This window comes from Streptomyces sp. E11-3, from assembly GCF_046540415.1.
Taxonomy (GTDB): Bacteria; Actinomycetota; Actinomycetes; order Streptomycetales; family Streptomycetaceae; genus Streptomyces.
Map to the genome: position 1 here is coordinate 2,433,280 of NZ_JAZGRL010000001.1, position 13,189 is coordinate 2,446,468.

Annotated in this window: 14 protein-coding genes; 7 read left to right on the plus strand and 7 right to left on the minus strand. The window is 69.9% G+C overall.

Annotated elements, in window-relative coordinates; translation table 11 throughout:
* A partial coding sequence (locus U9R90_RS10850) for a CU044_2847 family protein (protein WP_411056205.1) occupies positions 1–395 on the minus strand: 395 nt, incomplete at its 3' end.
* Between the two features lie 161 nt (positions 396–556).
* Between U9R90_RS10850 and U9R90_RS10855 the strand changes: the two genes are divergently transcribed.
* Positions 557–739 carry a DUF6104 family protein gene (locus tag U9R90_RS10855; RefSeq protein ID WP_003961784.1) on the plus strand — a complete coding sequence of 61 codons (183 nt, stop codon included), beginning with the start codon at positions 557–559 and terminating at the stop codon, positions 737–739.
* A gap of 84 nt (positions 740–823) precedes the next feature.
* Here U9R90_RS10855 and U9R90_RS10860 read toward each other — a convergent pair whose 3' ends face one another.
* Entirely contained in the window at positions 824–1,636 is an 813-nt protein-coding gene (locus U9R90_RS10860; RefSeq protein ID WP_411056206.1) for a hypothetical protein, read from the minus strand.
* A 164-nt stretch (positions 1,637–1,800) separates the two neighbouring features.
* Here U9R90_RS10860 and U9R90_RS10865 point away from each other — a divergent pair, with 164 nt between their 5' ends.
* Both U9R90_RS10865 and U9R90_RS10870 read left to right on the plus strand, forming a co-directional pair.
* Positions 1,801–2,715, plus strand: coding sequence for a DUF4097 family beta strand repeat-containing protein (locus U9R90_RS10865; RefSeq protein WP_411056207.1), 915 nt, complete (start codon positions 1,801–1,803; stop codon positions 2,713–2,715).
* Between the two features lies 1 nt (position 2,716).
* Positions 2,717–3,799 carry a helix-turn-helix transcriptional regulator gene (locus U9R90_RS10870; protein WP_411056208.1) on the plus strand — a complete coding sequence of 361 codons (1,083 nt, stop codon included), beginning with the start codon at positions 2,717–2,719 and terminating at the stop codon, positions 3,797–3,799.
* 104 nt (positions 3,800–3,903) lie between these two features.
* Here U9R90_RS10870 and U9R90_RS10875 read toward each other — a convergent pair whose 3' ends face one another.
* Positions 3,904–4,428 carry a hypothetical protein gene (locus U9R90_RS10875; RefSeq protein WP_411056209.1) on the minus strand — a complete coding sequence of 175 codons (525 nt, stop codon included), beginning with the start codon at positions 4,426–4,428 and terminating at the stop codon, positions 3,904–3,906.
* A gap of 117 nt (positions 4,429–4,545) precedes the next feature.
* On the opposite strand from U9R90_RS10875, the gene U9R90_RS10880 reads away from it, so the two are divergent.
* Positions 4,546–4,701 carry a hypothetical protein gene (locus U9R90_RS10880; RefSeq protein WP_411056210.1) on the plus strand — a complete coding sequence of 52 codons (156 nt, stop codon included), beginning with the start codon at positions 4,546–4,548 and terminating at the stop codon, positions 4,699–4,701.
* A 59-nt stretch (positions 4,702–4,760) separates the two neighbouring features.
* On the opposite strand, the gene U9R90_RS10885 is transcribed toward U9R90_RS10880, so the two are convergent.
* The 4 genes from U9R90_RS10885 to U9R90_RS10900 form a co-directional block, all read right to left on the minus strand.
* Positions 4,761–5,723, minus strand: coding sequence for a zinc-binding dehydrogenase (locus U9R90_RS10885; RefSeq protein ID WP_411056211.1), 963 nt, complete (start codon positions 5,721–5,723; stop codon positions 4,761–4,763).
* Positions 5,724–6,085: 362 nt separating this feature from the next.
* The gene (locus U9R90_RS10890; RefSeq protein ID WP_411056212.1) at positions 6,086–7,651 is read right to left on the minus strand and encodes an alkaline phosphatase D family protein; all 1,566 of its coding nucleotides are present in this window, start codon (positions 7,649–7,651) and stop codon (positions 6,086–6,088) included.
* Positions 7,648–8,244, minus strand: a complete 597-nt coding sequence (locus U9R90_RS10895) for a phosphoesterase (protein WP_411056213.1) — start codon at positions 8,242–8,244, stop codon at positions 7,648–7,650. The genes U9R90_RS10890 and U9R90_RS10895 overlap by 4 nt, the downstream gene beginning before the upstream one ends.
* Positions 8,245–8,530: 286 nt before the next feature.
* On the minus strand, positions 8,531–9,739 hold the full coding sequence (locus U9R90_RS10900) for an NADP-dependent malic enzyme (protein ID WP_411056214.1): 1,209 nt from the start codon (positions 9,737–9,739) through the stop codon (positions 8,531–8,533).
* Between the two features lie 504 nt (positions 9,740–10,243).
* On the opposite strand from U9R90_RS10900, the gene U9R90_RS10905 reads away from it, so the two are divergent.
* From U9R90_RS10905 to U9R90_RS10915, 3 genes are all read left to right on the plus strand, one after another.
* Positions 10,244–11,203, plus strand: a complete 960-nt coding sequence (locus U9R90_RS10905) for an ABC transporter substrate-binding protein (RefSeq protein ID WP_411056215.1) — start codon at positions 10,244–10,246, stop codon at positions 11,201–11,203.
* Between the two features lie 233 nt (positions 11,204–11,436).
* A complete protein-coding gene (locus U9R90_RS10910; RefSeq protein WP_411057705.1) occupies positions 11,437–12,321 on the plus strand; it encodes an amino acid ABC transporter permease in 885 nt (294 codons plus the stop codon).
* Positions 12,318–13,094, plus strand: coding sequence for an amino acid ABC transporter ATP-binding protein (locus tag U9R90_RS10915; protein ID WP_411056216.1), 777 nt, complete (start codon positions 12,318–12,320; stop codon positions 13,092–13,094). The genes U9R90_RS10910 and U9R90_RS10915 overlap by 4 nt, the downstream gene beginning before the upstream one ends.
* Positions 13,095–13,189 lie beyond the last annotated feature (95 nt).

Here is a 13,189-nt window from a genome sequence, read left to right on the forward strand (position 1 = left end):
GCGGGTGGCGGGCGGTGCGTTGGGTCTGGTGGTGGGGCGCCGTCCCAGGTGAGGGTCACCTTGATGGCGCCCTTCGCCTCGCCGTCCGCGAGCAGTCCGACCACCCGGCCCGCCCGGCCGGTCAGCTCGATGCCGAACTCGACACTGACCTGGTCGGGGCTCACCGCGCGCAGCGGCTCGGCGAGCGAGCGCGCGACGCTGGTCACCACCGCGTGCAGGCTCTCGACGCGGGCCAGGACCGTCTCACCGAATCCGGTGTCCTTGTACGACAACCCATCGGAAGGGCCGCCGAGTTCCCCGACTTCCGCGAGCTGGTCGACTCCGGAAATCCGGGCCCAGACGGGTGTGCCGTCCGGCATCGCGATATGCGCGATTCGGGTAACTCCCTCGCTCATACTGTCCCCCCGTTGCCTCGGGTCAGGGCAGGTTAACCCCCGGTAGCCACCGATGCGAGAGTGCGGGAATCAGCACAGTCGAACGCTGCCTATGCTTTTCCTGCCGGGAATGACCCGACCGGGCCCGACCGCCTTCACCCCCTTATGACGGAGCACGACACATGTACTTCACCGACCGCGGCATCGAGGAGCTGGAAAAGCGGCGCGGCGAGGAGGAGGTCACCTTTGAGTGGCTCGCCGAGCAGCTGCGTACGTTCGTCGACCTGAACCCGGACTTCGAGGTCCCGGTGGAGCGCCTGGCGACCTGGCTGGCCCGGCTGGACGACGAGGACGAGGACGAGTAGCCACCTGCACGCCGCGCCACTCCCACGCCAGGCCACTCGCCTGCCAGGCCACTCCCCTGCCAAGCCGCTCCCCCGACCCGCGTTTCAGTCGCGGGCGCGGAGTGCGTCGTACGCGATGCCGCCCACCCCGTGCGCGAGCAGCAGGGCCCCCGCGAGCAGCCACCCGGCGCTGCGCCGGCGCACACCCCAGAGCGTCACTGGGATGCCCGCCGCGAACTGGACGGCGGACAGCGTGCGGGCCCGGGGGCCGCGCAGCCACGGGCCGAGGCCGCTCTGCTCGACCACGTCCAGCTCGGCCCGCACCGCGTCGCGCCAGCCGGACCACTCGACCTGTTCGACGTCCGGCAGGGCGCAGGCGACCTCGCGCATGCGGTCGGCGGGTTCGCCCGGGGTCAGGCCCGCGGGCAGCGTGAGTCCCGTACGGGCGAGCACCGCCAGCAGGCCGAGCATCCGGGCGCGGGCGTCGGCCGCCGGGTCAGGGAGTGTCAGCGCCTCCAGGGACTGCATGTCCAGTACGGGGTCGAGGCCGAGCCGCGCCGCGAACGCACGCATCGCCTCGTGTTCGCCCACCGGGGTGCCGTTCGCGGCCCACTCGTAGCCGACCGTGCGCCGAAAGCCCGAGGCGAGCGTGTAGCCCGCGCCCTCGGTGTCCCACCACAGGGCCAGCACCGGCCAGGGCGCCCCGACCGCGAGCGCCGTGGCCCACCCGGCGAGCACCCGGTCGATCTGCTCCTCGCCGTGCAACCAGGGCTTGCCCTCCGGGACGAGCACGCTCCAGTCGCGGCCCGCGGGGGCCAGCAGCATGCGCTCCCTCAGGAGCTGGGCGGCGGGGCCGACCGCCGCGGGTTCGGCGCGGCAGAGCAGGAGCGCACCACGGCGCAAGGGCACGTCGGACATGCCCCCACGCTAGGACAATCCGGCCGACTCGGCCGCGTCGGTCGACTTGGCCGCGCGCCTTGACTTTCCACATCCGCGATATATCGTGTTTCACAGGAGACGCGATATATGGCGCGTCGAGTCGGACCGGGCCCAGGCCCAGGAGGCCACTGGAGGTCAGCACCATGCCAGAGTCGACATGGACCGTCGCGGAACCGCAAAAACTGGCTATCGACGGCCCGGTGACGGCGCTCCACGTGCGCACCGTGGGGGGAACGGTCAACGTGGTGGGCACCGCGGAGAGTTCCGCTTTCCTGGAGGTGTCGGCGATCGAGGGGCCACCGCTGACGGTGACCCTGGACGCGGGGCGGTTGACCGTCGCGTACGACGACCTGCCCTGGAAGGGCTTCCTCAAGTGGTTCGACCGGGAGAGCTGGAACCGCAGCGCGGTCGTCTCGCTCGCCGTACCCGCTGGTGCGGCGGTGGAGGTCGGAGTGGTCGGCGCGACCGCCGTGGTCTCCGGGATCGACGGCCCGTCCGAGGTGAAGGGCGTCAACGGCGACACGACGCTCGTCGGGCTCTCCGGGCCGGTGCGGGCCGAGACGGTCGCAGGCAACATCGAGGCCCAGGCCGTCAGCGGCGAGCTGCGCTTCAAGTCGGTCTCCGGCGATCTGACCGTGGTCGACGGCGCGGCCCCCGCGGTGAAGGCCGAGTCGGTCAGCGGCGACATGATCGTGGACATCGACCCGGCGGGCCGTCCCGGCCGACTGAACCTGACGAGCGTCTCCGGCGAGATCGCGATCCGGCTGCCGCACCCGGCCGACGCGGTGGTCGAGGCGAACACCACCAGCGGTACGGTCTCCAACGCCTTCGAGGATCTGCGGGTCACCGGCAAGTGGGGGGCGAAGAGCATCACGGGGACGCTCGGGTCGGGGAGCGGCGCGCTCAGGGCGTCCACGGTCTCGGGCGCGATCTCCCTGCTACGCCGCCCGGCCGCGACCGACACGAGCGCGGCGGACGCAAGCGGTGCCGACGAGGACGTGGCCGACGCGAGCGCGGCCGACGCGAGCGACCGCCCGACCGACAAGAAGGTGCTCTGACATGCCCCCCGTCTTCGCCCACGGCCGACTCCGCCTCTACCTGCTGAAGCTGCTCGACGAGGCGCCGCGCCACGGCTACGAGGTCATCCGGCTCCTGGAGGAGCGCTTCCAGGGCCTGTACGCGCCGTCGGCGGGCACCGTCTACCCGCGGCTGGCCAAGCTGGAGGCCGAGGGCCTGGTCACGCACACCAGCGAGGGCGGCCGGAAGGTGTACTCGATCACCGACGCGGGCCGCGCCGAACTTGCCGACCGCAGCGGCGAACTGGCCGACCTGGAGCTGGAGATCCGCGAGTCGGTCGCCGAGCTGGCCGCGGAGATCCGCGACGACGTGCACGGCGCCGCGGGTGACCTGCGCCGCGAGATGCGGGCGGCGGCGAGCGAGACCCGGCGTACGTCGAAGTCGACCGGAGGCTCCAGCGGGAAGGGCAGCCCGTTCGGAGACAACTTCGGCGACAGCTTCGGCGACAACGAGGCCTGGCGCGCGGCGAAGGAGGAGCTGCGCCGCGCCAAGCAGGAGTGGAAGGAGCAGGCCCGCCGGGCCAAGGACGAGTCGCGCCGGGCCCGCGAGGAGGCCCAGCGCGCCCGCCGCCAGGCCAAGGACGCGCAGGACGAGGCCCGCGAGGAGATGCAGCGCATCGCCAAGCAGGTCCAGGACAAGGTCCAGGACCACTTCGCGCGGGGCGACTGGCCGTCCGGCCTACGCGAGGGCCTCACCGAGATCTCCAGGGAGTTCGCCCGCTTCGGCAAGGGGTCCGGGGCGGGAACGTCGACGCCCGGACCGGCAGCGGACACGGGGCCCGACATCACGGTCGAGCGCGTGGACTTGGCCAAGGAGCCGCCCGAGCCGGACACCGGAGGCGAGCGGGCCCCCGAGGACGCCCCTCCAGCCCCCGAGTGGGCCCACGAGGACTCCACCGGCGAACCGCCCCGCGACCTCGACCGCCTCCTGGACCGCTTCCGCGACGACATCCGCGACGCGGCCCGCGACCACGGCGTCACAGAGGACCAACTCCGTGAAGCCCGACGCCATCTGTCCACGGCAGCGGCCCACATCGGCGCGCTCCTCCGGGGTCCGCGGCGTTAGGTCCTGTCCCCACCTGGACCCCGCCATTCGGGGCCCAGGTGCGCGGAGCCCGGGTGCGCGGAGCCCGGGTGCGCGGAGCCCGGGTGCGCGGAGCCCAGGTGCCCTCAGCAGCACTGCCAGAGAAAGCACCCCTCCCTGCCATCCGGCGAGACGAAGGCATAACCGACCCCGGCATCGCCGAAGTTGACGAAGAACGGCAGGTCCCCCGAGTCCAACTGGGCCACCAGGTCCCAGCCGTCATCCGGGGTCTCGTCACCCTGCAGCCAGCGCGGTTCGACGCCGGGCCCGCCGAAGAACTGCCAGGCGTCGTCGTCCCCGAGCGGCTCACCCGAGCGCGGCAGATGGTCCTCGCCCACCGTCGGCCCCGCCGCCTGCGCCCGTACCGTCACGGAGTCCGGTATCCGACCGCCAGGCTGGAGCACCAGCGCGTGCTCGTCCCCCTCATCGGTCAGGAAGAGATACGCCAGCCGCCCACCCTCAAGCGCGAACTGACCGAAGAAATCCATGGGTTCGCCGTCAAAGGTGAGCGGCCACTGCGGCTCAGCCAGCCACACCGGCTGCCCACCGGCCTTGGTCACGGCCTCGCGGACCTCACCGTCAGCGGGGACGAATTCGACAGGCGTACGCACGACCGGCTCCCTGGGACACGACGAACTCAACTCCCCACACGCTAGCCCTCACCACTGACAGCCCGGGCCCCTGAGACCCGCCCGCCGGACAGGCCTATCCCGCCGCCCGCCCTCCAGATGGGCCAGTACTCCACCAACGGCATCTCGGGGAACGTGGCGTACAAGCGCCGCCACACCGACGCCGACTCCGGTGTGGACAGCTTCGCGCCGGTCACGGTGAGCGGCGGAGCGACACCGCACCCGGCAAGATCGGGGCCGACGGCCCGTACCTGAAGTGAGCCGCGCCTCGGCCCGCCCCCCGAAACGAGATCCAGGGGCGGGCCAGGGACGTATCAGACAGTCAGGACGATCTTGCCGAACTGGCCGCCCGACTCCATCCGCTCGAAGGCCGTACGGGCCTGGTCCAGCGGCAGTACCTCGTCGATGACGGGACGTACGCCCGTGGCGGCGCAGAAGGAGAGCAGGTCCTCCAGTTCGTCCTTGGTGCCCATGGTCGAGCCGACGATCTTCAGCTCCAGGAAGAAGACCCGGGTCAGCTCGGCGTGTGAGGGGCGGTCGCCGCTGGTGGCGCCGGAGATGACCAGGGTGCCGCCCGGCTTGAGGGACTTGATGGAGTGCGACCAGGTGGCCGCGCCGACCGTCTCGATCACCGCGTCGACCCGCTGCGGCAGCCGCGCGCCGGACTCCACGGCCTCCACCGCGCCCAGCTCCAGCGCCCGCTTGCGCTTGGCCTCGTCGCGGCTGGTGGCGAACATCCGCAGGCCCGCGGCCTTGCCGAGGACGATCGCGGCCGTGGCGACGCCGCCGCCCGCGCCCTGCACGAGGACCGAGTCGCCGGGGCGTACACCGGCGTTGGTGAAGAGCATCCGGTACGCGGTGAGCCAGGCCGTGGGTAGGCAGGCGGCCTCTTCGAAGGACAGCTCGGCGGGCTTGGGCAGGACGTTCCAGGTGGGCACCGAGACCTGCTCGGCGAAGGTGCCCTGGTAGCGCTCGGTGAGGATGGAGCGGGGTTCCTTCGGGCCCACTCCGTGGCCGCTCTGGCCGATGACGGAGTGCAGGACGACCTCGTTGCCGTCGGCGTCGACCCCGGCGGCGTCGCAGCCGAGGATCATCGGCAGCTTGTCCTCGCCGAGGCCCACGCCTCGCAGGGACCACAGGTCGTGGTGGTTCAGGGACGCGGCCCTGACGTTGACGGTCGTCCAGCCGGGGCGTTCGTCGGGGGCCGGGCGCTCCCCCAACTCAAGGCCGCTGAGTGGCTGGTCACGGTCGATTCGGGCGGCGTAGGCAGCGAACATGACCTTGACGATAGGGCGGGCCGGTGCGCGGCGGAACCGCGCACCGGTGTGACACGTATCCCGGTCAAGCCATGACAGCCGTCCGGCCCTCAGTCCCTGCGGTACTGCGCCGGAGAGCTCTTCGTCGCCTCATCCTCGTACGAGCCCACCTTGCCCCGATCCACATGGAACGTGGTCAGCGTCGAGACGGGGGACACCGGGTCCCGGCGGTCCTCGATACTGCATCCTCTCGGGGGATAACCCCCGAACCCCCAGCCGGACAAGCAGGTCAGCCGGGCCGATCGGCAGAGACACCACCCGGCAAACCCGACTAACCCACATGTAGGTACTGAAGCGCTCAGGGGTTACTTGGCGGCAGGCCCTCAGTCCCTGCGGTACTGCGCCGGAGAGCTCTTCGTCGCCTCGTCCTCGTACGAGCCCACCTTGCCGCGGTCCACGTGGAACGTGGTCAGGGTAGAGACGGGGGACACCGGGTCCCGGCGGTCCTCGATCACCCGCATATGGGTCGAGAAGCGCTCCGGGGTCACCTCGTACACGTCGTAGCCGTAGCGGTTGCCCTCGAAGTACTTCAGGTGCGGGTTCGCCTGGCCCATCCGCGGGCCGTTGGTCCGGTTCCAGTCCGCGGAGTACGCGCCCGAGGTCACCGAGTGCGCCGTGAACTCCGTACCGACGACGGGCGACGCGGTGTCGTCGAAGTCCGTACGGAGGTCGTCGACGAAGGCGGAGTGCCAGTCGCCGGTGATGACGACGAGGTCCTCCAGGCCGCTGCTGTGCACATGCCCCAGGACCTCCTTGCGCTCGGCGAGGAAGCCGTCCCACTGGTCGGTGAACATGTACGAGCCGCCGGGCGAGCCGCGCAGCTGGCTGAGCATGATCGAGTTGGCCCAGACGTGCCAGGTGTCCGGGGCGTTGTCGATACCGCTCTTGAGCCAGGACTTCTGGTCGGCGCCGAGGATGGTGCCGTCGGTGAGGTTCTGCGCCGAGCGGTACGAGCGCAGATCGAGGACGGTGAGTTCGAGGAGGTTGCCCCAGCGCCGTACGCGGTGGATCTCGGGGTCGGGCAGCGCGGCCTCGCCGAAGCTGTCGCGGTGCGGCATGTTCTCGAACCAGGCCTGGAACGCGGCCGCCTTGCGCTGCATGAAGGGGGCGCCGCCGCCCGTACCGCTGAAGTCGTTGGCCACCTCGTGGTCGTCCCAGGTGAGGAACCAGGGGTGGGCGGCGTGTGCCTCGCGCAGGGACGCGTCGCCCTTGTAGAGGGCGTGCCGCTTGCGGTAGTCGGCGAGGGTGAAGGTCGCGCCGCCCTCGTGGTCGCGTACGTGGCTCTCGGGTACGCCGCCGACCTGGCCGTGCTCGTAGATGTAGTCACCGAGGTGGACGACGAAGTCGACGTTCTCGCGGGCGATGCCACGGTGCGCCGCGTAGAAGCCGTCGTGGAAGGCCTGGCAGTTGGCGGCGGCGAAGCGGACCGAGGCCACGTTCCCGGTGGGGGCGGTCTTCGTACGGCCTACGCGGCTGGTCTTGCCGAGCGCGGTGAAGGCGTACCAGTAGTGGCGGCCCGCGCTCAGGCCACTGACCGGGACGTGGACGCTGTGGCCGAGTGTCGCGGAGGCCGGGGCCTTGCCGCGGGCGACGACCGTACGCAGCTCGGCGTCCTCGGCGACGACCCAGTCGACCTCGACGACGTCGGGCAGGTCCTGCTCGGCGGCGAGGGGTTCGGGTGCCAGGCGGGTCCACAGGACGACGGATGACGGCTGCGGGTCTCCGGACGCGACGCCGAGGGTGAAGGGGGCCGGGTCGTAGTCGGCGCCCAGCGCCTCGGCGGCCTCGCGGGCCTGCGCGGGCGAGAGCCCGGCGGCCAGCGGCCAGGCGACGCCGAGTGCGCCCGACGCGGCGGCGGCCTTCAGCAGATCACGGCGGTTGAGCTTCACGACCGGCCTCCAGCGGCGTTGCGGGCACTGACGGTGCTGAGGGTGAGGGATATCGCGTCCGCGTAGCCGTCGTTGGACGTACCGCTCCCGGAACGCGTGAAGACGAGCAGGACGCGGGCGCTGCGGGCCCCTGGCGGCACCGTGGACGTCGCCTCGCGCTCCACGAGTGCGGTACGCCCCTTGCGCTCGCCCGCGGTCACCGGCCCGAGCACGCTCAGCGCGACCGGGGTCCCCTTGGCGTCCCGGAACTCCACGGACAGCCGTACGCCGTCCTCCTGGCCCGCATAGCCGCCGAGCCATCCCCTGACGGCGTACCGCACGCGCCCCGCGTCAACGGCAGCGCGCCCGGTCGCCCCGGTCGTAGGCAGGTCGATGTCCTGCACCAAAGCCGTACGGGGTGAGTTCCCGCCGGAGAAGAACCGGCTGCCGCGCTGCGCGGGTCCGGGGTCGGACGGGCCCGGGTACCCCCCGCCGAAGCTGTAGTCGATCAGCGCGGGTGCCCCCTGCGCGATCCTCCAACCAGTAACCGAGCCGACTGGCTCGGCGCTGCCTCCCGGTCCGCTCTCCGCGTCGCCGTTCACGACGAGATTCATCCACGTCTCCCCTGGGTGGTGGTCTGTTGTGTTGTCGCGCCACGCGCCACGCATCACACCAGCCCCGGATGAACCACGGGAAGCCCTTCACCAAACTTTCTCAGCAACCTGTCCGGACAAGTACCCGCACCAAGTACCCAAAGCACCAGGAAGGGACCGTCAAAGGGCGATCCCGTAGCGCACACCCGAAGGGCCTCCCCCACCACTCACGCGCGCGTGCCTGCATGCGGCAAACGCAAGAGGCCCCGCCTGCGAGCAGGCGGGGCCTCTTATGCACTCGGCGGGGTCAGCGGCGGGCGACGCCCTCCGCACGGGCGGCTGCCGCCACCGCGGCCGTGACGGCCGGGGCGACCCGCTCGTCGAACGGCGACGGGATGACGTAGTCCGCGGACAGGTCCGAGCCGACCACATCGGCCAGCGCGTCGGCCGCGGCGATCTTCATGCCCTCGGTGATCTGCGAGGCCCGCACCTGGAGCGCGCCCGCGAAGATGCCGGGGAACGCCAGCACGTTGTTGATCTGGTTCGGGTAGTCCGAACGACCGGTGGCCACCACCGCGGCGTACTTGTGCGCGACGTCCGGGTGGACCTCGGGGTTCGGGTTGGCCATGGCGAACACGAAGGACCGCGGCGCCATCGAGGCGACGGCGGGCTCGGACACCGTACCGCCGGACACACCGATGAACACGTCCGCACCGGACAGCGCGTCCTCAAGGGAGCCGGAAAGGCCCGCCTTGTTGGTGATCTCGGCGAGCTCCCGCTTGACCTCGGTGAGGTCCTCGCGGTCCCGGCTGACGACGCCCTTGCGGTCCGCGACCGCGACATCGCCGATGCCCGCGGCCAGCAGGAACTTGGCGATGGCGACACCGGCCGCACCGGCCCCGGAGATGACCGCACGCAGATCACCGAGGGTGCGCTCGGTCAGCCGCGCGGCGTTCCGCAGCGCCGCCAGGGTGACCACGGCCGTACCGTGCTGGTCGTCGTGGAAGACCGGAATGTCCAGCCGCTCCTGGAGCTTGCGCTCGATCTCGAAGCAGCGCGGCGCCGAGATGTCCTCCAGATTGACGCCACCGAAGGAGGGGGCGAGCCGCACCACGGTGTCGACGATCTCGTCGCTGTCCGTGGTCGAGAGCGCGATCGGCACCGCGTCCACGCCGCCGAACTGCTTGAACAGGATCGCCTTGCCCTCCATCACGGGGAGCGAGGCTTCCGGGCCGATGTCGCCGAGGCCGAGCACCGCGGTGCCGTCGGTCACGACGGCCACCACGTTCGACTTCCACGTGTAGTCGTGGACGAGCTCCGGCTGCTCGGCGATCGCGCTGCACACCTTGGCGACGCCCGGCGTGTACGCGAGGGACAGGTCGTCCTTGTCACGGACCGGCACGGTGGCCTGCACGGCCATCTTGCCGCCACGATGCAGCGCGAAGGCCGGATCGAAGGGCTCTTCCGTGCCCTCGGTGCCGGCGTCGCTGCGAGGATTGACGATCTCCGCTGCCACTGTTGTCTGACCCCTTAAGTCTTAAATCGTTGAGGGTGGCCACTCCCTGGTTGAGGGGTGGGCGGGCACCGCGTCCGTTCCTTGCTTCGGCGGTTGGGCTGCCCCCGCAAGGGAGAGGTACGAACGCGCGGGCACGCCGCACACGCGCCCTGAGCCCCGGATGAGGGGTGTAACCGACTGTTCTACAGGATGGGTCCTGTCAGGCACGAGCCGATATCAGTTCGACCCTAGCCCTGCAGTCTTAATTGTCCCAAAAGTCCCCTCAGGGTGTCCGCATCACGAGACTGGTCCGGATTCTTTACTGTTGAGGTGTTCGTTCCGCAGTGCGGAAACCCTGCAAACTCGGGCCGGCGTTCGTCCGCGATCGCCCGTTATCTGATTTTGACATTGGCACCCCCCTGAAGGGGGGAGTCCGAATGGCAAGATGCCCCTAATCACACAAGGTGGCGACAGCCACAGGTGTGTGCACAACCGCTCCACTCCACCACCTGCCGGAGGACCACGATGACCGCCAGCACCACCCGACGCTCTACCGCTGCGAAGTCCCGGATTGCCGCGGTCGGCGCGATCGCGGTCGCCGGAGCCCTGCTGCTGACCGCCTGTGGCGACCAGACGGAGAAGGACAGCAGCGAGGACACCAGCACGAAGAAGGCGGACAAGAGCGCCAGCGCGGCCCCGCTCTTCGACAAGCTGCCCAAGAAGTACCAGGACGCCGGTGTCATCAAGGTCGGCTCGGACATCGCGTACGCGCCCATGGAGTTCATGGACAAGAACAACAAGCCCGCTGGCGTGGACATCGACATCGCCAACGCGCTCGGCAAGGTCCTCGGCGTCGAGTTCAAGTTCGAGAGCGGCACGTTCGACCAGCTGATCCTCAACCTGAACAGCAACCGCCAGGACGTCGCCATCTCCTCCATGACGGACACCAAGGAGCGTCAGGAGGGTGCGAGCAAGGACGCCAAGGGCGGCGCCGACTTCGTGAACTACTTCCAGGCCGGCTCCGCGATCCTGGTGCAGAAGGGCAACCCCAAGGGTATCGAGACCCTGGACGACCTCTGCGGGCTGAGCGTCGCCGCGCAGCGCGGCACCGCCAACGAGGACCTGCTGAAGGGCCAGCAGAAGAAGTGCGGCAAGAAGAAGATCAAGGAGTTCATCTCCGACCAGGACACCGACTCCATCACCCAGCTGCAGACCAAGCGCGCCGACGCCGTCATCACCGACTTCCCGGTGGCGCTGTACAACGAGCTGGAGGCCGGTGGCGGCAAGCTCTTCGAGGTCGTCGGTGAGCAGATCGAGGCCGCCCCGTACGGCATCGCGGTCAGCAAGAAGAACCCCGAGCTGCGGGACGCCCTGAAGGAAGCCGTCCAGGCGATCATCGACGACGGCAGCTACGCCGAGGTGCTCAAGAAGTGGAAGGCCGAGAGCGGCGCCATCGAGAAGGCCACGATCAACGCGGGCAAGTGAGCCCGTCGCTCAACCTCTCCACTACGTAAGGCAGCAACCTCGTGACCGAACCCAGCGACAAGGTCCCCGACTCGTCCCCTGAGAAGGACGAGACGCCCTCTGAGGACGCGACGTCCCCCAAGAAGGACAAGGCACCCCTCACCAAGGACGCGACATCCCTCAAGAAGGATGAGACGCCCGACAAGGACGGCGAAGGGCCCGAGTCCCAGGCCACCACCACCCCTCCCGAAGCCATCAAGGCGATCCCGGTCCGGCACTACGGCCGCTGGGTCGGCGCCGTCGTCGTACTCGCCCTGCTCGGCCTGCTGGTGAACGCGTTCGCCAGCGCCAACATCCAGTGGAGCGTGGTCGGCGAACAGATCACCAACGGCACGTTCGCCTGGGGCGCCTGGGAGACGCTCAAGATCTCCGTCTTCGCCATGGTGATCGGTGTCGTCCTGGGCACCGTCCTCGCGGTGATGCGGCTGTCCCCGAACAAGCTGCTGGCCACCGTTGCCTGGGGCTACATCTGGTTCTTCCGCGGCACCCCGGTGCTGGTGCAGATCTTCCTCTGGTTCAACCTGTCGCTCGTCTTCGACACCTTGAACCTCATGCCGTTCTACAAGAACGAGATGAACGAGGTCATGACTCCCTTCGTGGCCGCGCTGCTCGCGCTCGGCCTCAACGAGGCGGCGTACATGGCGGAGATCAGCCGGGCCGGCATCCAGTCGGTCGACTCCGGCCAGACCGAGGCGGCCCAGGCCCTGGGCATGAAGAGCGCCAGGACGATGCGGCGGATCGTGCTCCCGCAGGCCATGCGCGTGATCATCCCGCCGACCGGCAACGAGTTCATCAACATGCTGAAGACCTCGTCGCTGGCGTTCGGCATCGGCTATGGCGAGCTCTTCCTGCGGGGCCGTGAGTTCGGCTCCAGGACCCTGGCGATCATGGAGGGGTTCATCCTGATCTCCCTCTGGTACCTGCTGCTCACCACCGTGTTCAGCATCGGCCAGTACTACCTGGAGCGGTACTACGCCCGCGGCAGCAACCGCGCGCTGCCGCCGACGCCGCTGCAGCGGATCAGGGCGCAGCTCACCTCGTTCCGTACCCCGAGCAAGGTGGGAGGCACCGCCGCATGAGTTCCGAGACCGCACGGCCCATGGTGAAGGCCGAGGGCGTCCACAAGTCCTTCGGTCATGTGGAGGTCCTCAAGGGCATCGACCTCGAGGTCGCCCAGGGCGAGGTGTTCTGCCTGGTCGGCCCGTCCGGCTCCGGCAAGTCGACGTTCCTCAGGTGCATCAACCACCTGGAGCAGATCAACGCCGGACGGCTGTACGTCGACGGCGAGCTGGTCGGCTACCGGCAAAAGGGCGACAAGCTCTACGAGCTGAAGGACAGCGAGGTCGCGCTGAAGCGCCGGGACATCGGCATGGTCTTCCAGCGCTTCAACCTCTTCCCGCACATGACCGCGATCGAGAACGTCATGGAGGCGCCGATCCAGGTCAAGGGTGAGGCGAAGGCGGTCGCCAGGGCCCGCGCCGAGCGGCTGCTCGACCAGGTCGGCCTGGCCGACAAGGGCGGCAACTACCCCTCGCAGCTCTCCGGCGGCCAGCAGCAGCGTGTGGCCATCGCCCGGGCGCTGGCCATGGAGCCCAAGCTGATGCTCTTCGACGAGCCCACGTCGGCGCTCGACCCGGAGCTGGTGGGCGACGTCCTGGACGTCATGCGCGACCTGGCCGACTCCGGCATGACGATGATCGTCGTCACGCACGAGATGGGCTTCGCGCGCGAGGTCGGCGACTCGCTGGTCTTCATGGACGGCGGTGTGGTGGTCGAGGCCGGCCACCCCAGGGACGTCCTGACCAACCCGCAGCACGACCGCACCAAGTCCTTCCTCTCGAAGGTCTTCTAGCGGTACGGCGTTGCGCGCACCCGTGACACCAGGCGAGGCGGTACGGACCCCAGGGGTCCGTACCCCCACCGCGGGTGGCAGCCGCGGCCAGCTCG

Coding starts and splice junctions, on each gene's coding strand:
- U9R90_RS10855 (WP_003961784.1), top strand. CDS start 557: ATGTACTTCACCGACCGCGGCATCGAGGAGCTGGAAAAGCGGCGCGGC.
- U9R90_RS10860 (WP_411056206.1), bottom strand. CDS start 1,636: ATGTCCGACGTGCCCTTGCGCCGTGGTGCGCTCCTGCTCTGCCGCGCC.
- U9R90_RS10865 (WP_411056207.1), top strand. CDS start 1,801: ATGCCAGAGTCGACATGGACCGTCGCGGAACCGCAAAAACTGGCTATC.
- U9R90_RS10870 (WP_411056208.1), top strand. CDS start 2,717: ATGCCCCCCGTCTTCGCCCACGGCCGACTCCGCCTCTACCTGCTGAAG.
- U9R90_RS10880 (WP_411056210.1), top strand. CDS start 4,546: ATGGGCCAGTACTCCACCAACGGCATCTCGGGGAACGTGGCGTACAAG.
- U9R90_RS10885 (WP_411056211.1), bottom strand. CDS start 5,723: ATGTTCGCTGCCTACGCCGCCCGAATCGACCGTGACCAGCCACTCAGC.
- U9R90_RS10895 (WP_411056213.1), bottom strand. CDS start 8,244: ATGAATCTCGTCGTGAACGGCGACGCGGAGAGCGGACCGGGAGGCAGC.
- U9R90_RS10905 (WP_411056215.1), top strand. CDS start 10,244: ATGACCGCCAGCACCACCCGACGCTCTACCGCTGCGAAGTCCCGGATT.
- U9R90_RS10915 (WP_411056216.1), top strand. CDS start 12,318: ATGAGTTCCGAGACCGCACGGCCCATGGTGAAGGCCGAGGGCGTCCAC.